Annotated in this window: 15 protein-coding genes and 1 riboswitch; of the genes, 8 read left to right on the forward strand and 7 right to left on the reverse strand. The window is 66.7% G+C overall.

Annotated elements, in window-relative coordinates:
- The 4 genes from risK to ACE039_RS11970 all read left to right on the forward strand — a co-directional run.
- Positions 1–1,250, forward strand: a 1,250-nt coding sequence (gene risK / locus ACE039_RS11955; RefSeq protein WP_485822457.1) for a sensor histidine kinase RisK, incomplete at its 5' end; no start/stop codon positions are given.
- A 71-nt stretch (positions 1,251–1,321) separates the two neighbouring features.
- Positions 1,322–2,392, forward strand: a complete 1,071-nt coding sequence (ruvB, locus tag ACE039_RS11960) for a Holliday junction branch migration DNA helicase RuvB (protein WP_105555358.1) — start codon at positions 1,322–1,324, stop codon at positions 2,390–2,392.
- A gap of 79 nt (positions 2,393–2,471) precedes the next feature.
- Positions 2,472–3,437, forward strand: a complete 966-nt coding sequence (locus tag ACE039_RS11965) for a threo-3-hydroxy-L-aspartate ammonia-lyase (RefSeq protein ID WP_105555357.1) — start codon at positions 2,472–2,474, stop codon at positions 3,435–3,437.
- Between the two features lie 103 nt (positions 3,438–3,540).
- A complete protein-coding gene (locus tag ACE039_RS11970) occupies positions 3,541–4,449 on the forward strand; it encodes a complex I NDUFA9 subunit family protein (RefSeq protein ID WP_485822458.1) in 909 nt (302 codons plus the stop codon).
- Here ACE039_RS11970 and ruvA read toward each other — a convergent pair whose 3' ends face one another.
- From ruvA to ACE039_RS12000, 6 genes are all read right to left on the reverse strand, one after another.
- Positions 4,450–5,022 (reverse strand): Holliday junction branch migration protein RuvA, encoded by a 573-nt coding sequence (gene ruvA / locus ACE039_RS11975; RefSeq protein ID WP_485822459.1) that lies wholly within the window; start codon positions 5,020–5,022, stop codon positions 4,450–4,452.
- An 86-nt stretch (positions 5,023–5,108) separates the two neighbouring features.
- Complete coding sequence (gene ruvC, locus ACE039_RS11980) at positions 5,109–5,657, reverse strand: crossover junction endodeoxyribonuclease RuvC (RefSeq protein ID WP_313464045.1); 549 nt, start codon at positions 5,655–5,657, stop codon at positions 5,109–5,111.
- On the reverse strand, positions 5,657–7,246 hold the full coding sequence (purH, locus tag ACE039_RS11985) for a bifunctional phosphoribosylaminoimidazolecarboxamide formyltransferase/IMP cyclohydrolase (RefSeq protein WP_105555353.1): 1,590 nt from the start codon (positions 7,244–7,246) through the stop codon (positions 5,657–5,659). Before purH ends, ruvC begins: the two co-directional genes overlap by 1 nt.
- A 103-nt stretch (positions 7,247–7,349) precedes the next feature.
- Entirely contained in the window at positions 7,350–7,589 is a 240-nt protein-coding gene (locus ACE039_RS11990; RefSeq protein WP_006217670.1) for a helix-turn-helix domain-containing protein, read from the reverse strand.
- A gap of 36 nt (positions 7,590–7,625) precedes the next feature.
- Entirely contained in the window at positions 7,626–8,651 is a 1,026-nt protein-coding gene (dusB, locus tag ACE039_RS11995; RefSeq protein WP_199196730.1) for a tRNA dihydrouridine synthase DusB, read from the reverse strand.
- Positions 8,652–8,767: 116 nt separating this feature from the next.
- Positions 8,768–9,937 (reverse strand): UbiH/UbiF/VisC/COQ6 family ubiquinone biosynthesis hydroxylase, encoded by a 1,170-nt coding sequence (locus ACE039_RS12000; protein WP_485822460.1) that lies wholly within the window; start codon positions 9,935–9,937, stop codon positions 8,768–8,770.
- A 79-nt stretch (positions 9,938–10,016) separates the two neighbouring features.
- Between ACE039_RS12000 and ACE039_RS12005 the strand changes: the two genes are divergently transcribed.
- Complete coding sequence (locus ACE039_RS12005; RefSeq protein ID WP_105555580.1) at positions 10,017–10,481, forward strand: TM2 domain-containing protein; 465 nt, start codon at positions 10,017–10,019, stop codon at positions 10,479–10,481.
- 6 nt (positions 10,482–10,487) lie between these two features.
- On the opposite strand, the gene ACE039_RS12010 is transcribed toward ACE039_RS12005, so the two are convergent.
- On the reverse strand, positions 10,488–11,831 hold the full coding sequence (locus ACE039_RS12010; protein ID WP_485822461.1) for an aminopeptidase P N-terminal domain-containing protein: 1,344 nt from the start codon (positions 11,829–11,831) through the stop codon (positions 10,488–10,490).
- A 141-nt stretch (positions 11,832–11,972) separates the two neighbouring features.
- Positions 11,973–12,133, forward strand: a riboswitch (yybP-ykoY riboswitch).
- Positions 12,134–12,211: 78 nt separating this feature from the next.
- Here ACE039_RS12010 and ACE039_RS12015 point away from each other — a divergent pair.
- The 3 genes from ACE039_RS12015 (at position 12,212) to mgtA (ending at position 17,235) form a co-directional block, all read left to right on the forward strand.
- Positions 12,212–13,216 (forward strand): sodium:calcium antiporter, encoded by a 1,005-nt coding sequence (locus tag ACE039_RS12015; RefSeq protein ID WP_485822462.1) that lies wholly within the window; start codon positions 12,212–12,214, stop codon positions 13,214–13,216.
- Positions 13,217–13,677: 461 nt separating this feature from the next.
- Complete coding sequence (locus ACE039_RS12020) at positions 13,678–14,013, forward strand: hypothetical protein (protein ID WP_485822463.1); 336 nt, start codon at positions 13,678–13,680, stop codon at positions 14,011–14,013.
- Between the two features lie 414 nt (positions 14,014–14,427).
- Positions 14,428–17,235 carry a magnesium-translocating P-type ATPase gene (mgtA, locus tag ACE039_RS12025; protein ID WP_485822464.1) on the forward strand — a complete coding sequence of 936 codons (2,808 nt, stop codon included), beginning with the start codon at positions 14,428–14,430 and terminating at the stop codon, positions 17,233–17,235.
- The last annotated feature ends 21 nt before the right edge of the window (positions 17,236–17,256 follow it).

Raw genomic sequence — 17,256 nt, forward strand, 5'->3', positions numbered from 1 at the left:
GTCCTCCCCCTCCGCCGCCGCCACCTGCCTCCCAGCCCGGGGACGCTCCGCCGCCGCCGCCCGACGTCGGTGGCCACGACCGTGATGCCAATGGCAACCGTGGCGACGGGCGCCGGGCGGAACCGCGCGACGCCGCCGAGCACGAACGTGCCCGCGAAGAGCACATGCGCCGTTACAAGCCCGAGCCGGACGATATTCGCCGCGATCTGCGCGTGCTGGTGCAATTGCTGAACGAACGCCTGAACGATGGCACTCGCGTGGCGTTGTCGCATGGGCCGGCGCCGGAAATCTTCATTTCGTTGGCGCCCAACTCCGCCAGCGAAGACGCGCCGCGCTTGCGTGAATGGCTGGTCATCCCGCTGGACCGCCTGGACCCGCCGGTCGCCACGCCCTTCATTGCGGCCTGGCTTGGCGGCCTGGGCCTGTTGCTGTTGCTGGCGGTGGGCTTCTCGTGGCACATCACGCGGCCCATCACCCGGCTGGCCGATGCCGCCGACCGGCTGGCCGCGGGGCAGCCGCAACGCGTGGAACCCTCGGGGCCGCATGAAACCCGGGCGCTGGGCGTGCGCTTCAACGCCATGCTGGATGCGCTGGCCGAATCCGATTCGGTGCGCCGGACGCTGTTGTCCGGCTTGCCGCACGACCTGAAAGGACCTCTGTCGCGGATGTGGCTGCGGATCGAAATGGCCGACGATTCCAAGTTGAAGGAAGGCTTGCGCACCGATCTGCAAGACATGCAGCACATGGTCGACCAGTTCATCGGTTTCGTGCGCGGCACCGATCCCGCCGCGTACCGCTATGCGCCCATCGTGCTGTCAGACTGGCTGACCGAACGCGTTGGCGCCTGGCATGGCGCGGGCACGGACATCCACCTGAAGGCCGACGACGACGACGCGCCGCTGGTGGTGCAGGCGGACGCCGTGGCGTTGGGCCGGCTGCTGGACAATCTGATCGGCAATGCGTTGAACCATGGCGCGCCGCCGGTCGAGGTGAATCTGCGCCGGGAAGAGCGTCATGCGGTGCTGGATGTGGCCGACCATGGCACCGGTATCGTGCCCGAACGCCGCCAGGAGGCGCTGCGCCCCTTCAGCCGGCTGGACGACGCGCGCACGCGTACCGGCAGCGTGGGCCTGGGCTTGGCGCTGGCCGAGGCCATTGCCCGCGCCCACGGCGGCTCGCTGGAATTGCGCCAGGCGGAATCCGGCGGACTGTGCGTGCGAGTGAAGCTGCCGCTGTCCGAAACCGCATAGGGCGGCGGGGCCCTCCGGGGCCCCGCATACGGTACGATGCATCCTGCTTCGTCCCTTGTCGTATCCGCACCATGGCCATTCAGTCCGATTCCCTTTCTTCCCGTCCCGACGCCCCCCGTATCGTGGCGCCGCAGCCGGTGTCGCCCAACGAGGAATCGATCGAACGCGCCTTGCGGCCCAAGGCGTTGCAGGAATACGTTGGCCAGCAGCGCGCCCGAGAGCAGCTCGAGATCTTCATCGCCGCCGCCCGCAAGCGCGGCGAGGCGCTGGACCACGTCCTGCTGTTCGGCCCGCCCGGCCTGGGCAAGACCACGCTGGCCCACATCATCGCGCACGAAATGGGCGTGCAGCTGCGCCAGACGTCGGGCCCCGTGCTGGAGCGCCCCGGCGATCTGGCCGCGCTGCTGACCAACCTGGAAAAGAACGATGTGCTGTTCATCGACGAAATCCACCGCTTGTCGCCCGTGGTCGAGGAAATCCTCTATCCGGCGCTGGAAGATTTCCAGATCGACATCCTGATCGGCGAAGGCCCCGCAGCGCGCAGCGTCAAGCTGGACCTGCAACCGTTCACGCTGGTGGGCGCCACCACGCGGGCGGGCATGTTGACCAACCCGCTGCGCGACCGCTTCGGCATCGTCTCGCGGCTGGAGTTCTATAACGCGGCCGACCTGGGCCACATCGTGACGCGCAGCGCCGGCCTGCTCAACGCCGCCATCACGCCGGACGGCGCGGCGGAAGTGGCGCGCCGCGCCCGCGGCACGCCCCGGATCGCCAACCGGCTGCTGCGCCGCGTGCGCGACTACGCCGAAGTCAAGGCCAGCGGCACCATTGACGCCGACGTCGCCGGCCGCGCGCTGGCCATGCTGGAAGTGGACCCCCAGGGCCTGGACCTGATGGACCGCAAGCTGCTGGAAGCCATCATCCACAAGTTCGATGGCGGGCCCGTGGGCGTGGACAGCCTGGCGGCCGCCATCGGCGAAGAGCGCGACACCATCGAAGACGTGATCGAGCCCTACCTGATCCAGCACGGCTACCTGCAACGCACACCGCGGGGGCGCACCGCCACGCTGACCACCTGGCGCCACTTGGGCTTGACCCCGCCTACCGGCGTCGCCACGGGCGGCGATCTGTTCGGCAAGTAGGCGCGGGGGGGCGCAAACCGCGCGACGGGTTTATGATCCTGGGGTTTCGACATTCCTGCGATCAAAGGACCGGATTCCCATGCTGCCCGAATTGCCTACCTATGATGATGTCGTGCGCGCCAGCGAGCGCCTGGCCGGCAACGCACACCGCACGCCCGTCTTGACCTCGGCAACCGCCGACGCCATCAGCGGCGCATCGGTCTTCTTCAAGTGCGAGAACTTCCAGCGCATGGGCGCGTTCAAGTTTCGCGGCGGCTACAACGCCATCGCACGTCTGACGCCGGAACAGCGGGCCGCGGGGGTGGTGACCTTCTCGTCCGGCAATCATGCGCAGGCCATCGCGCTGGCGTCCAAATTGCAGGGCGTGTCCGCCACGATCATCATGCCGCTGGACGCCCCCGCGGCCAAGCGCGCGGCCACCGAAGGGTACGGCGGCAAGATCGTCACCTATGACCGCTACACCGAAGACCGCGAACAAATCGCGCTGCGCATCCAGGCGGAAACCGGCGCCACGCTGATTCCGCCCTACGACCACGAAGACGTGATCACGGGGCAGGGCACCGCGGCCAAGGAACTGTTCGAGGAAGTCGGCGAACTGGACTACCTGTTCGTCTGCCTGGGCGGCGGCGGCCTGCTGTCGGGATCTGCCCTGTCCGCGTTCGCGCTAAGCCCGGGCTGCCTGGTCTATGGCGTCGAGCCGGAAGCCGGCAACGATGGCCAGCAGTCCTTGCGCAAGGGTGAAATCGTCCGCATCCCCGCCCCCAAGACCCTGGCCGACGGCGCCGCCACGACCCACCTGGGCAACCTGACATTCCCGCTCATCCAGAAGCATGTGCGCGACATCGTCACGGTGACGGATGCGCAGCTGGTCACCACCATGAAGTTCTTCGCCGAACGCATGAAGATGGTGGTGGAACCCACCGGCTGCCTGGGCGCGGCCGCGGTCATGCAGAACGTCGTGCCGGTGCGCGGCGCGCGGGTTGGCGTCATCATCAGCGGCGGCAACGTCGACCTTCCGGCCTACGCCAGGTTGCTGGCTGCCTGATCTTCGTGAGCGGTCCGGGCGCCGGACCGCCGATGCACGCTTGCGGTTGCAGCCTGCGCAGGGCAGAATCGGGACTCGATCCTGACGAACAGGAGGCTGCGGCATGCGTATCCTTGTCATCGGCGGCACCGGTTTCATCGGCCGTCACCTGATTGCCAGGCTGTCCGGCAGCCTGCATCAGATGATTGTGCCCACGCGTCTGCTGGCGCGGGGCAGCGAACTGCAAGTCTTTCCCACCGTCACGCTCGTCCAGACCGACATACACGATGACGCCTCGCTGGATGACCTGGTGCGCGGATGCGATGCCGTCGTGAACCTGGTGGGCATCCTGCACGGCAATTCCGGCCAGCCGTACGGGTCTGATTTCGCGCGGGCCCACGTCCTGTTGCCGCAGCGTATTGCGCAGGCTTGTCGGCGCCAGGGCGTTCATCGCCTGCTGCACGTCAGCGCCCTGGGCGCCGATTCCCAGGGCGACAGCATGTATCAGCGCTCCAAGGGCGACGGCGAAGCCGCCATCAAGCACGAGTTCCAGGCCGCGTCGGAAGGCGGCTGGACCATCTTCCGTCCGTCGGTCCTATTCGGCCCGGACGACCAGTTCACCAATATGTTCGCCCGGCTGGCGCGCTGGCTGCCCGTGCTGCCGCTGGCGGGCGCGCATGTGCGCATGCAACCGGTGTATGTGGGCGATGTGGTCGAAGCGATGGTGTCCGCCTTGGGCGATACGCACACCTGCGGCAAGACGTATGAATTAGGCGGGCCGCAAATCTATACGTTGGGCGAAATCGCGCGGTTGTGCGCCGCCTGGAGCGGCCATCCGCGGCCGGTGATCAGCGTGCCGATGGGGCTGGGCCGCCTGCAGGCCCGGTTGTTCGAATGCCTGCCGGGCAAGCCCCTGATGTCGCGCGACAACCTGGATTCCCTGCGCCGCGACAACATCTGTGCGGGCCCCATCGCGCCGGAACTGCACGTCGTGCCGACCGGCCTGGAGGCCGTCGCCCCCCGCTATCTGTGATCAGCGGGCCAGCGCCTTCAGCGCCTGCTTGATCCCGTCCGACACGCCGACCCCCTCGGGCAACGTTTTCAACGCCGACAGCGATTCCTTTTCCGAATATCCCAGCGCCAACAGCGCGTTGAGGATGTCCGACTGGTTGTCGGGCGTGGCATGCGAGGTCGCGCCGATGTCCCCGCCCAGCTTGCCGCGCATTTCCAGCAACAGGCGTTCAGCCGTCTTCTTGCCGATGCCGGGCACACGCGTCAGGCGGCCCGATTCCTGCAAGGTGATGGCCTGGGCCAGATCCGCCACCGACATGCCCGACAGCACCGACAGCGCGGTGCGCGCGCCGATGCCGCTGACCTTGATCAGTTCGCGAAAAGCGCTGCGCTCGCTGGCGGTGCCAAAGCCATACAGGATGTGCGCATCCTCGCGCACCGTCAGGTGCGTGTACAGCGTGACGCGCGCGCCGGTCTCCGGCAGCGCGTACAGCGTGCTCATGGATACGTCGATGTCATAGCCCAGTCCGCCCACGTCCACGCAGATGGTCGGGGGCAGTTTTTCGATCAGGGTTCCGGTGATGCGTCCGATCATGGTGATGATGGCCTGGTAAGGGAAGGGCAGAAGAGGCGCGCGGAATGCGCGGCGAATGCGGGCATTCTATACGCGCCAAGGCGCGTTCAGCCGATCAGCCGGCCGTTGCGGATGCGTGTCTTGCCGCTCATGCGCAGCGACGTGCCCAGGCGTTCCAGCTTGTCCTGCAACGGGCCGACGTGGGCGTGGCAAATGGCGCAGGCCAGCGCGTCGGCGGAGTCGGGCGCGGGCGTGCCGTCCAGTGCCAGCAGGTGCTGCACCATCATCTGCACCTGCTCCTTGGCGGCGCGCCCGGTGCCCACCACGGCTTTCTTGATCTGCAGCGCGGTGTACTCGTGCACGACCAGCGAACTGTCGGCCAGCGCGCACAGCGCGGCGCCCCGGGCCTGGCCCAGCAGCAGGGTGGACGCCGGATTGGTATTCATGAAGACGATTTCAAGCGCGGCCACGTCGGGTTGCGTGTCGCGCGCCACCTGGCGCAGATTGTCCAGGATGACTTTCAGGCGTTCGGACAGCGTCAGCGCCGGCGGGACCACGATGGTCCCGCTGGCCACGTAACGCAGCCGCGAGCCTTCGGCATCGATCACACCGAAACCGGTGCGGCGCAAGCCGGGATCGATGCCGAGGACGCGCATCAGTGGCGGAAGTGGCGGGTGCCGGTCAGCACCATGGCGATGCCATGTTCGTCGGCCGCGGCGATGACTTCGTCGTCGCGCATGCTGCCGCCGGGCTGGATCACGCAGGTCGCGCCCGCCGCCACCACCACGTCCAGGCCGTCGCGGAACGGGAAGAACGCGTCCGACGCCACGGCCGAGCCCTTCAGGGTCAGGCCGGCGTTTTCCGCCTTGATCGACGCGATGCGGGCCGAGTCGATGCGGCTCATCTGGCCGGCGCCCACGCCGAGGGTCATGCCGCCGCCCACGAACACGATGGCGTTGGACTTGACGTACTTGGCAACCTTCCAGGCGAAGGCCAGGTCGTTCATTTCCTGTTCGGTCGGCTGGCGCTTGCTGACCACCTTGAGCGCATCGCGCGGCACGTTGTAGGCGTCCGGGCTCTGCACGAGCCAGCCGCCGCCCACGCGCTTGATGTCCATGGCGTTCTGGCCCACGCCCATCGGCACTTCCAGCACGCGCACGTTCTTCTTGGCGGCCAGGATGGCCAGTGCGGCGCCGTCATAGGCCGGGGCCAGCAGCACTTCCAGGAACTGGCCGCTGACGGCTTCGGCCGTGGCGGCGTCCACCGGGCGGTTGAAGGCGATGATGCCGCCGAAAGCGGAGGTCGGGTCGGTCTTGAATGCCTGCTGGTACGCGCCCAGGGTGTCGGCCGCCACGGCGACGCCGCAGGGGTTGGCATGCTTGACGATGACGCAGGCGGGCACGTCGAAGCTGCGCGCGCATTCCCATGCGGCGTCGGCGTCGGCGATGTTGTTGTAGGACAGTTCCTTGCCCTGCAGCTGGCGGTAGTTGCCCAGCAGGCCGGCCGGACGCTGTGCATCCACATAGAAGGCGGCGGTCTGGTGCGGGTTCTCGCCGTAACGCAGCGCCTGTTCCTGCTTGACCTGCAAGGTCAGCGTGCCGGGCCATTCGCTGCGTGCCGGAACCGCTTCCTGGGCCGGTTCGGCTTCGGTCAGGCTGGTCAGGTAGGCGGCGATGGCGCCGTCGTAGGCGGCGGTGTGGGCGTAGACCTTCGACGCCAGCGCCAGGCGCAGGCCGTAGGAGGTGCTGCCGTTCTTGTCCATTTCGGACAGCACGCGCGAATAGTCGACCGGATCGATCACGACCGTCACGCCGCCGGCTTCCGTGCCGTGGTTCTTGGCGGCGGCGCGCAGCATGGCCGGGCCCCCGATGTCGATGTTCTCGACCGCGTCGGCGAACGTGCAGTCCGGCTTGGCGACGGTTTCACGGAACGGATACAGGTTGACCACCAGCATGTCGATGCGATCGATGCCTGCCGCCTTGATGGTGTCCATGTGCTCGGCGCTGTCGCGGCGGGCCAGCAGGCCGCCGTGGATCTTGGGGTGCAGCGTCTTGACGCGGCCATCCAGGATTTCAGGCGATCCGGTGTGGGCCGCCACTTCAGTGACGGTCAGGCCGGCGTCTGCCAGCAACTTGGCGGTGCCGCCGGTCGACAACAGGCGCACGCCACGCGCGGCCAGGGCGCGGGCAAATTCAACGATGCCGGTCTTGTCGGACACCGAAAGCAGGGCGGTTTCGATTTTCATGGTGGGGACGGGAGTCGGGCGGGGCGCCTTTCTCGTTCAGGTCGGGATGGGAAATCTGCGAAGGGGAGGACGGCGCCCGACAGGGGCCGCCCACGCGGAAAAGCTATACCTGGATATTGTGCGCCAGCAACTTCTTGCGCAAGGTGTTGCGGGTGATGCCCAGCATTTCGGATGCCCGCGACTGGTTGCCGCCCGAACGCTCCAGCGCCACTTCAAGCACCGGGCGCTCGACGCAGCGCATCACCATGTCCCACATATCGTGGGGCTCGGATTCACCCAAGTCTTCGAAATAGCGCTCAAGGCTGGCGCGCACGCATTCTTCCAGGACATCTTTCTTGCTCATTTGAGTACAGATATTTTTATGTTGGTGTTGAGGCGGTCATGCCGCCAGCAGGGCTTCTGCGACCGGCGCCGGGTGGGGCTCGCCGTCGCGCGAGATGATGTCGAACCAATCAGACACCGCCCGCCACTGGTCGCGGGTGTTGTCGATCAGGTTCATGCGGGCACAGAACGAATCCGCGCCCGGCAGGCCGTCCAGATACCAGCCGATATGCTTGCGCGCCGTGCGTACGCCGGTGTGCTCGCCATAGAACCGGTAATGGTCGTCGAGATGTTCAAGCAGCAGCTCGCGCATTTCCCCATAGGAGGGAGGGGCCAGTGTTTCGCCCGTGCGCAAATAGTGATCGATTTCGCGGAAGATCCAGGGACGGCCTTGTGCCGCCCGGCCAATCATGACCGCGTCGGCGCCAGTGTAATCCAGGACGCGCCTGGCTTTTTCAGGTGAGTCGATATCTCCGTTTGCGATCACGGGAATGGTCAGCTCGGCCTTGACGGCGCGGATAGTGTCATATTCCGCCTCGCCCGTATAGAGGTCGGCGCGCGTGCGGCCGTGCAGGGTCAAGGCCGAGATGCCGGCATTTTCAGCCAGTTTGGCCACGCGCAAGGCGTTGCGGCTATCGCGGTCCCAGCCGGTGCGGGTTTTCAGCGTGACCGGCACGCCCAGTGGCGCGCAGGCGGACACGACGGCGTCCAGGATGCGGGCGATCAGGTCTTCATGGCGCAGCAGCGCGGATCCCGAGGCCACGTTGCAGACCTTTTTCACCGGGCATCCCATGTTGATGTCGATGATCCGGGCGCCCTTGCCGGCGTTGAACACCGCCGCTTCGGCCATCATGGCCGGGTCGGCGCCGGCGATCTGCACGGAAATGGGGGCGATCTCGCCGTCGTGGTTCAGACGGCGGGACGTTTTGACGCTATCCCACAGCTTGGGGTTGCTGGCAGCCATTTCCGACACGGCGTAGCCCGCGCCCAACTTCTTGCAAAGTTGCCGGAAAGGTCGGTCCGTCACGCCCGCCATGGGCGCGACAAGAACATTGTTGGGAAGGGTCCATTGGCCTATGCGCATGGTCACATTTTAACCGGCTCGATCGAACCCCCGTTTTCGGCTGGCAACAGCTTGGTAACAAACGAAGGCGAAAGCAGGCGATTCCATCCCCCTGGTGGGGACGGAACGCCGCGGAATCAGGCGCGGAAACCCTGCAGCAGGTGTTGGGCCAGTGGCGCGCGCAGCGGCGAAGCAAGGTCCATCCCCAGCAAGGCCAGGCCGCAGGCGTGTTCGACCGGCGCCAGGCCGGTGGCGAACACCCGGGGCATCAGGTCGGTCAGACCGGCGGTGATGACGCGGTCGACCTGACGTGCCTGCGCGAATTCGGCCAGCAGGACGGTGGGGCTGGCCTCGGGGCGAGCGAGCCAGCCGGCCAGCGCCTGGGCCAGCCGGGCGGCGTCACGCAGCCCCAGGTTCAGGCCCTGGCCCGCGACGGGGTGCAGCGTCTGCGCGGCATTGCCGATGGCGGCCACGCGGCCTTGCACTTGCGCCCGCCGGGCGGCCAGCGCCAGGGGAAAGACATGGCGCGGGGCCTGGCTGGACAGCCGGCCCAGGCGATCGCCAAAAGCCGTCGACAGCGCTTTCGAGAACGCCGCATTGTCCAGCGCGGCCAGTTCGGCGGCGCGGTCCGGGGCGCTGCACCACACGACGGAGTACGCCTCCGGCGTCTGCGGGTGAGGCAGCAGCGCCAACGGCCCTTCGGCGGTGAAGCGTTCCCAGGCCCAGCCGCGACGCGGCAAGGTGGCGTGCGCGGTCGTCAGCACGGCGTGTTGGCCGTAGTCGCGGCGCAGGTCGGTCGCGCCCGCGCCATCGGACTGCACGGCCACCTGGCATCGCAGCGTCTCGCCGCCTTGCATGATGCGCACCCCGTCCGCGTCCTGGCTGTCCACCTGCGCGGCGGGGCCGGTCAGGACGGTGACGCCGCTGGCGGCCACGCACTCGTCCAGCTTGGCATGTAGCCCGGAATAGGCGACCACGCTGCCCAGCTGCGGCACGCCGAAGTCGGTGTTCTGGATCACGGTGCGGCCTAGCCGCCCGCGCTGCGAGACATGGATGTTGCGGATGTCGGCCGACCGCTCGGGCCACGCATGCAGCGATTCCAGCAGCACGCGGCTGCCATGGTTCATGGCCAGCACGCGGGGGTCGGCGGCGGGGACGGCCGCGGCGGGCGTGGCCGGCGCGGGCGCGGCGCCCGCAAGCAGGGCGATGCGGGCCGGGTCCGGCGCCCCGCGCGCGAGCATCAGGGCCAGCACGCGGCCCACGGGGCCGGCGCCAAGAATCGCTATGTCGAAGGCAGATGCAGTCATGTCCCGATTTTAACCGTCCACTACAATCCGGGACAGCCGACGCGGCGGGTCGCGCGGCCCACCTTCCCGGTTGATCGATATGACGCAGGTTCAGGTTTCCCCTCCGCTGTCCGCCGTATCCTCGCGCCGCCCGCGCGGCAAAGTCGCCGTGGGGCTGCTGGCCTGCCTGTTCGGGGCGTTTGGCGCCCATTGGTGGTATCTGGGCCGGCGCCACGCCTGGCTGGTCACCACGCTGTCGCTGGTCTGCCTGTTCTGCGCGTTCCGCTTCTATCCCGTCTGGTACGACAACCCCGCGTTCTTCCTGGTCTTCATCCCGATGATTGACGGGTTCATTGAAAGCGCGGTGTTCTCGCTGATGCCGGACGAAAAATTCGACCGTCTCTATAACCCCGGGCTGGGCCGACTCTCGTCAACCGGATGGGGGCCAGTTCTGGTCGCCATCCTGGCGTGCCTGGTGGGCGCCATCGTCTCGATGTTCGCCATCGCCATGGTGGTGGTCTACGTCTGGGTGGCGATGGGCTGGCTGGACGGGCTGGTCCTGTAGGGCCGGCTATTCGCGCATCAACGCTTCGATCTCGCTGGCCTGTACCGGTACGCCGCGCGTGATCAGTTCGCAGCCTTCGTCCGTGACCAGCGCATCATCCTCCGTGCGGATGCCGATATTCCAGTAACTTTCCGGCACGTCGTCGGCCGGCCGCACGTAGATGCCCGGCTCGATGGTCAGCATCATGCCGCGCTCGAGTTTGCGCCAGGGCCTGTCAGCGCCCTGGGCCGGGCCGGGTTGGCGGTAGTCGCCCACGTCATGGACGTCCAGGCCCAGCCAGTGGCCGGTGCGGTGCATGTAGAAACGGCTGTAGTCGCCGGATTCCAGCACGCCATCCAGCGAACCCTTCAACAGCTTCAGGTCCAGCATGCCCTGCGCCAGCACGCGCAACGCGGCGTCGTGGCCGTCGTTGAAGGTACGGCCGGGAGCGGTGGCCTGGGCCGCGGCTTCCTGCGCCGCCACGGTCAGGTCGTACAGCGCGCGCTGCGGGCCGCTATAGCGGCCGTTTACCGGAAAGGTGCGGGTGATGTCGCTGGCGTAGCTGTCGACCTCGCAGCCCGCGTCGATCAGCACCAGGTCGCCGTCGCGCAATACGGCTTCACCCGCCGGGTAATGCAGCACGCAGGCGTTGGCGCCGGTGGCGACGATGCTGTTGTAGGCCACGGCCTGGGCGCCGTGGCGGCGGAATTCATACAGCAGTTCGGCTTCCAGTTCGTACTCGCGCATGCCGGCGCGCGCGGCCCGCATGGCGCGCGCATGGGCGCCGGCCGAGATCTTGGCCGCGCGCCGCATCACGGCGATTTCGGCCGGATCCTTGATCAACCGCATGTCGGCGAGCAGCGGGCGGATGTCCTGCTGGCGCGAAGGCGGCGCATGGCCGGCGCGGCTGGCTTCGCGGGCCGCGGCCAGCCAGCGGTGCAGGCGCCCGTCGCTGCGCTTGTCGCTGGCCAGCGGCGCGTAAAGGGTGGGATGGTCCAGCATCAGCTTGGGTACCAGCTCGTCCAGTGCGTCGAGTTCGTGGGCGTCATCGAAGCCGAAATAGGCCGCGGCGGCTTCGGGGCCGAAGCGCTTGCCTTCCCAGATCTCGTGCTCGACATGTCGCGGGCGGCAAAACAGCACGGCGCGGTCGGTGGCCCCCGCGATCAGCACCAGCCAGGCCCCGGGTTCGGTGAATCCGGTGAGGTAGAAGAAATCGCTGTCGTGGCGATAGGGGTATTCGGCGTCCCGGTTGCGGATCGCTTCGGGCGCGGTCGCCAGGATGGCGATGCCGCCGCCGTCGGCGCGCATCCGCTCCATCAGGCGTTGGCGCCGGGCGGCGAAGGGGGCGATGTCGGCGGGAGGCAGGCTCATGGCAGGCAGGGGCGCGAACCCCGCGAAAGGTGGGAATGCGGCTTACTTTACCCCGCTATCGCGTGCAAACAACAGCGCATGCGGTTCCCGCGGCGTCCGCGCGGGATTCGCTGGACCGTCACGAGCACGCTGCTACAATCGCCGCTCTGTCATTGGGGAGTAGCCATCCTTTGCCCCCAAAGGAGTTAGCGTCAACAGACTTGGTGGTTCAGGGCCGCGTAGCGGTTGTTAGAACCCCATGGCGCTAACGGTTTCCATGCAAGCGGCCCGCCCCCGCCGCATGGATCAGCCAGGCGAGACCTTTGGCCGCGTTGCGTTCACCCTAGCCGGGCGAGCCGCTGCGTCGCGCCATTGGTTTCTGCTCGTCCGGCTGCGTTCATATGTTGCTCACCCTGTTTCTGTTTTTCCTGTCCGCGGCAGTGATCTACTTCGCCTGCGAGTTCTTCGTCAACGGCGTCGAATGGGTCGGACATCGCTTCCATTTGGGCGCGACCGCGACCGGCACCGTGCTGGCCGCGTTCGGCACGGCGCTGCCGGAAAGCGCGGTCACCTTCATGGCGGTGGTGTTTGGCGACACCCCGGAACAGAAAGACATCGGCGTCGGCGCCGCCATGGGCGGTCCGCTGGTGCTGGCGACGCTGGCGTACGCCGTCGTGGGCATTGCCCTGTGGCGCGCGCGCCGGGGCCAGCCCGCGCAAGCCAACTGTATCAACGCGGACCAGCGCCGGCTGGCCCGCGACCAGGCCTGGTTCATGGGCATCTTCCTCTTCAAGGTGGGCTTGGGCCTGCTGGCCTTCGCATGGAAGCCCTGGCTGGGCATCCTGTTCCTGGCCACTTACGGCCTGTACATCAAGCGCGAACTGAGCCACGACGAGGAACGCACCGACAGCGAAGATCTGGAACCGCTCAAGCTGCGCCCCCGTGACGAAGACCCCACCATGTTCTGGGCGGCGTCGCAGACGACCCTGGCCCTGGTGGTCATCGCGGGCGCTTCGCACGTGTTCGTGAACCAGATCGAAGCGCTGGGCATATTCATGGGCGCGTCGCCCCATGTGGCCGCCTTGCTGCTGGCCCCGGTGGCCACCGAACTGCCTGAAATCATGAACGCGCTGATCTGGGTGCGCCAGGGCAAGGAACGCCTGGCGCTGGCCAACATTTCGGGCGCGATGATGATCCAGGCCACCATCCCCAGCGCGTTGGGCATCTTCATGACGCCGTGGCTGCTGGACGCCCCTTTGCTGGCCGCGGGGCTGTTCACGATGCTGTCTATCGGGCTGCTGTGGCTGCGCTTTCGCCGGTCGGTGATGAGCGTGCCGGCGCTGTCGGCGGTGGGCGGCTTCTATGCCCTGTTCGCGGCATATCTGGGGTGGCATTTCTACGCCTGATCCCGGGCGGAGTGGCGCTCTCGGCGCAGGCTTTGCGAAGCTTGCGCCGCTTTTGCATTTTTTTGCCCGTTATCCGCGCCTTTTCGCCGCATAAACCTTGTCCATCAGTGGAAACCCGCGTAAACTTCCGCTGTTATCCATCCCAGGAGCAGTCTTCGTGAATACCGATTCCGGCGAAAGTAGTCGATCTTGCATCGACCTCGCTGTCTGACAGGAAACACGCAGAACTCCATCTGCCGCATCCTGTCATGCAGGTTGCGGCGTATCCCAGGCCTTGGGTCTCTACCCAGGCAATAGCGCAGGCCTTCGGCTTGCCGGGAATCTCCCCAACGTAAACCGCCAGAACCGCCGCTTGTCGCAGCGCCTGCGTTCGTGCACGTCTTGTGCCCGCCCGCCATGCGCCGCGCGGGTGTGCACGCGTACTCGCGATCACGCTCCCCATTCTTGCAATGGAGGTCGTTATGCGTTTCTTCGACTTGTTCCTACGCCGCGCCGGCGTGGACCGCGCCACCGCCCTGGGCCGCCGCCGCGGCACCTCGCGCTTGACGGTCATCTGTCCGCGCGACGAACTGGGCGCCTTGCGCAAGCAGATCTGCCTGGACTTCAGCGCCGCCGGCCTGGATGTCTCGCAAGTGCAGGTCGACCAGGGCCACGACCCGAGCATGGCGTCGGCTTGCATCACGGTGAATTGCCCCCCGGAACTGCGGGCGGAATTGATGTCGCAAGCCCGCCGCCTGAGCGCCAACCCCGCCGTGCGTCACGTGCATTTCGGCGCGCAAGTCGCGTCGATGGCCTGACGCCAGCGCCCCATCCCAGGAGAGATCATGCCTAGTGCCTTAGACCCCGACCCTCGATCGCGCCATGTGCATGGCGCCGGCATGCCTGTCTGACCTGTCTCCTCACTGCGAGCCGACCGGCCGGATAGTCATTCCGGTTCCCACGGACTCCGCAGCAAAGAATCCCCGGCCTGGCCTTCAAACGCCAATGGCGCCGGCCTCGATTCCCTAGCTAGCCTCTTTCCGTTTTCCGCACCCGGCGCGACTTCGACGCGATCCGGACACCGGCAACATTGCCCCGGTGCCTGCGCACGCCCGTACGCGGCGGATTGACGGCTTTCCCGCGAAGGCCGCGGCCCGCTGCTGCCCGCGCGCAGCCCAAAGGGCAGGTTCGCCCGTGTCTCCGACAACAACACCAAAAACCGGAGCACTCCGATGTTTACCTTCCTGAAATCTTTTTTTTCGTCCGCCGCGGGCCGGCGGCGCGCCGGCCGCCACTTCCGTCGCTCTCCCATGCTGGAGCAAGGCGTTGATGCCGTGGCGGCATCGGCCGCTTCCGACTCGTCGCGACGCGCCAACCGCCGCATGCTTGATATGTCCCGCATGGGCATGGATGCCCTGTTCCTGCTGCTGGGCAGCGGCCGCGGCGGTCTGTCTGAAACCCAGGCGCAGACGGCGCGCGAGCGTCACGGCGCCAATGAGGTGGACCACGAAAAGCCCTTGTCCTGGCCCGCGCATTTGTGGCTGTCGTACCGCAATCCATTCAATCTGCTGCTGACCGCGCTGGCGGCCCTGTCGGGGCTGACCGATGTGTGGATGGCTGCACCGGACGAGCAGTCGTGGACGGCGGTCGTGATCATCGGATCCATGGTCGTCATTTCGACGCTGCTGCGCTTTGCGCAGGAACTCCGTTCGAACCGGGCGGCAGAGGCGTTGAAGGCCATGGTGCAGAACACCGCCACGGTGCTGCGCAGTGGTGCGCTGGCGCCTGCCGCGGACGACGGCGAGCGCCGCCCATACGGGGCGCCCATGCATGAATCCGGCTCGCGCCAGCGGGAAGTGCCCCTGGCGGAACTGGTGCCGGGCGACGTGGTGCTGCTGTCCGCGGGCGACATGATTCCCGCCGACTGCCGCATTCTGAACGCCAAAGACCTTTTCATCGCGCAGGCCGCGCTGACCGGCGAATCGCTGCCTGTTGAAAAGCACGCCGTCCAGCGCGTCGAAACCGGCAATTCGCTGGAACTCGAAAACATGGCCTTCATGGGGACGAATGTGGTCAGCGGCTCGGGCAGCGCGATGGTCGTCGCCACGGGCAGCAACACCTATTTCGGCCAGCTGGCCGGGCGCGTCACGCAAGCCACCCGCGCGCCCACGCAATTCCAGCAAGGCATCAATCGGGTCAGTTGGGTATTGATCCGGTTCATGCTGGTGATGGCGCCGATCGTCATGCTGATCAACGGGTTCACCAAGGGCGACTGGCTCGAGGCGCTGCTGTTCGCCTTGGCCATCGCGGTGGGGCTGACCCCCGAAATGCTGCCGATGATCGTCACCGCCACGCTGGCCAAGGGCGCCTTGCGCATGTCGCGTCGCAAAGTGGTCGTGAAGCGGCTGGACGCCATCCAGAACCTGGGCGCGATGAACGTGTTGTGCACCGACAAAACCGGCACGCTGACGCAGGACCGCATCGTGTTGGAGCGCCACACCGACGTCTACGGCACCAGCAGCGACGACGTGCTGGCCTATGCCTATCTGAACAGCTACTACCAGACTGGTTTGAAGAACCTGCTGGACGTGGCCGTGTTGCAGCATGCCGAAGTGCAGCGCCGGCTGAACCTGGCGTCGCGCTACCGCAAGGTCGACGAGATCCCCTTCGACTTCTCGCGCCGCCGGATGTCCGTGGTGGTCAACGAGACCGAGAACGGCCGCGACCACCATGAACTGATCTGCAAGGGCGCGCTGGAGGAAATGCTGTCCGTTTGCACGCGGCTGCGGGTGGGCAGCGAGGTGCACCTGCTGACCGAATCGCGCCGGGCGGACATCCGCCGGGTGACGGCGGAACTGAACCGCGACGGCCTGCGGGTGATCGCGGTGGGCGTCAAGGAAATGCCACCCACGCAGCAGGTGTATGGCGTGGCCGATGAATCCGACCTCGTGCTGGTGGGCTATATCGCCTTCCTGGATCCTCCCAAGGAATCGACCGGCCCCGCGCTGGCGGCGCTGAAAGCCTCGGGCATTGAAGTGAAAGTGCTGACGGGTGACGTCGAGCTGGTGACGCAGAAGGTCTGCCGTGAAGTGGATTTCGAGGTGCGCCGTGTCTACCTTGGCGCCGAGATCGAGGCCATGGACGACCCCCAGCTGGCGATCGCGGTGCGCGAGGCCAATGTGTTCGCGCGGCTGACGCCTGCGCACAAGGAGCGCATCGTGCGCAGCCTGCGCGCGCAGGGCAACACGGTGGGTTTCATGGGGGACGGCATCAACGACGCGCCTGCCTTGCGTGCCGCCGACGTGGGCATTTCGGTGGATTCGGCGGTGGATATCTCGAAGGAGGCTGCCGACATCATCCTGCTGGAAAAGAGCCTGATGGTGCTGGAAGATGGGGTGATCGAAGGCCGCAAGACCTTCTGCAACATGCTCAAGTACCTGAAGATGACGGCCAGCTCGAACTTCGGCAATGTGTTTTCGGTATTGGTGGCCAGTGCCTTCCTGCCTTTCCTGCCGATGCTGCCCATTCATCTCTTGCTGCAGAATTTGATGTACGACATCTCCCAGACGGCGATCCCTTTCGACAATGTCGATGAGGAACTCCTGAAGCAGCCGCAGCAATGGGACCCCGATGGCCTGGGCCGCTTCATGGTGTTCTTCGGTCCGATCAGCTCGCTCTTCGACATCGCCACTTATGCGCTCATGTGGTACGTGTTCCAGGCTAACGCGCCCGAGCACCAGACGCTGTTCCAGTCAGGGTGGTTCGTCGAAGGCCTGCTGTCGCAGACGCTGATCGTGCACATGATCCGCACGCGCCGGATTCCGTTCCTGCAAAGCCGGGCGGCGTGGCCGCTGATGGCGATGACGATGATGGTGGTGGCCATGGGCCTGGTCTTGCCGTTTTCGCCGTTGGCCGAGTACTTCCAGCTGCAGGCCCTGCCTTGGAGCTACTTCCCGTGGTTGGTCGGCATCTTGTTGGGCTACTGCGTGTTGACGCAATTGCTCAAGGGCATCTGGGTCCGCCGTTACGGCTGGCAGTAAGTCGGGAGACGCGGGGGGGGG

This window comes from Achromobacter maghribensis (genome assembly GCF_057334215.1).

Bases quoted from the DNA above. Each gene is read 5' to 3' on its own strand.
- ruvB (WP_105555358.1), top strand. From the start codon at position 1,322: ATGGCCATTCAGTCCGATTCCCTTTCTTCCCGTCCCGACGCCCCCCGT.
- ACE039_RS11965 (WP_105555357.1), top strand. From the start codon at position 2,472: ATGCTGCCCGAATTGCCTACCTATGATGATGTCGTGCGCGCCAGCGAG.
- ACE039_RS11970 (WP_485822458.1), top strand. From the start codon at position 3,541: ATGCGTATCCTTGTCATCGGCGGCACCGGTTTCATCGGCCGTCACCTG.
- ruvA (WP_485822459.1), bottom strand. From the start codon at position 5,022: ATGATCGGACGCATCACCGGAACCCTGATCGAAAAACTGCCCCCGACC.
- ruvC (WP_313464045.1), bottom strand. From the start codon at position 5,657: ATGCGCGTCCTCGGCATCGATCCCGGCTTGCGCCGCACCGGTTTCGGT.
- purH (WP_105555353.1), bottom strand. From the start codon at position 7,246: ATGAAAATCGAAACCGCCCTGCTTTCGGTGTCCGACAAGACCGGCATC.
- ACE039_RS11990 (WP_006217670.1), bottom strand. From the start codon at position 7,589: ATGAGCAAGAAAGATGTCCTGGAAGAATGCGTGCGCGCCAGCCTTGAG.
- dusB (WP_199196730.1), bottom strand. From the start codon at position 8,651: ATGCGCATAGGCCAATGGACCCTTCCCAACAATGTTCTTGTCGCGCCC.
- ACE039_RS12000 (WP_485822460.1), bottom strand. From the start codon at position 9,937: ATGACTGCATCTGCCTTCGACATAGCGATTCTTGGCGCCGGCCCCGTG.
- ACE039_RS12005 (WP_105555580.1), top strand. From the start codon at position 10,017: ATGACGCAGGTTCAGGTTTCCCCTCCGCTGTCCGCCGTATCCTCGCGC.
- ACE039_RS12010 (WP_485822461.1), bottom strand. From the start codon at position 11,831: ATGAGCCTGCCTCCCGCCGACATCGCCCCCTTCGCCGCCCGGCGCCAA.
- ACE039_RS12015 (WP_485822462.1), top strand. From the start codon at position 12,212: ATGTTGCTCACCCTGTTTCTGTTTTTCCTGTCCGCGGCAGTGATCTAC.
- ACE039_RS12020 (WP_485822463.1), top strand. From the start codon at position 13,678: ATGCGTTTCTTCGACTTGTTCCTACGCCGCGCCGGCGTGGACCGCGCC.
- mgtA (WP_485822464.1), top strand. From the start codon at position 14,428: ATGTTTACCTTCCTGAAATCTTTTTTTTCGTCCGCCGCGGGCCGGCGG.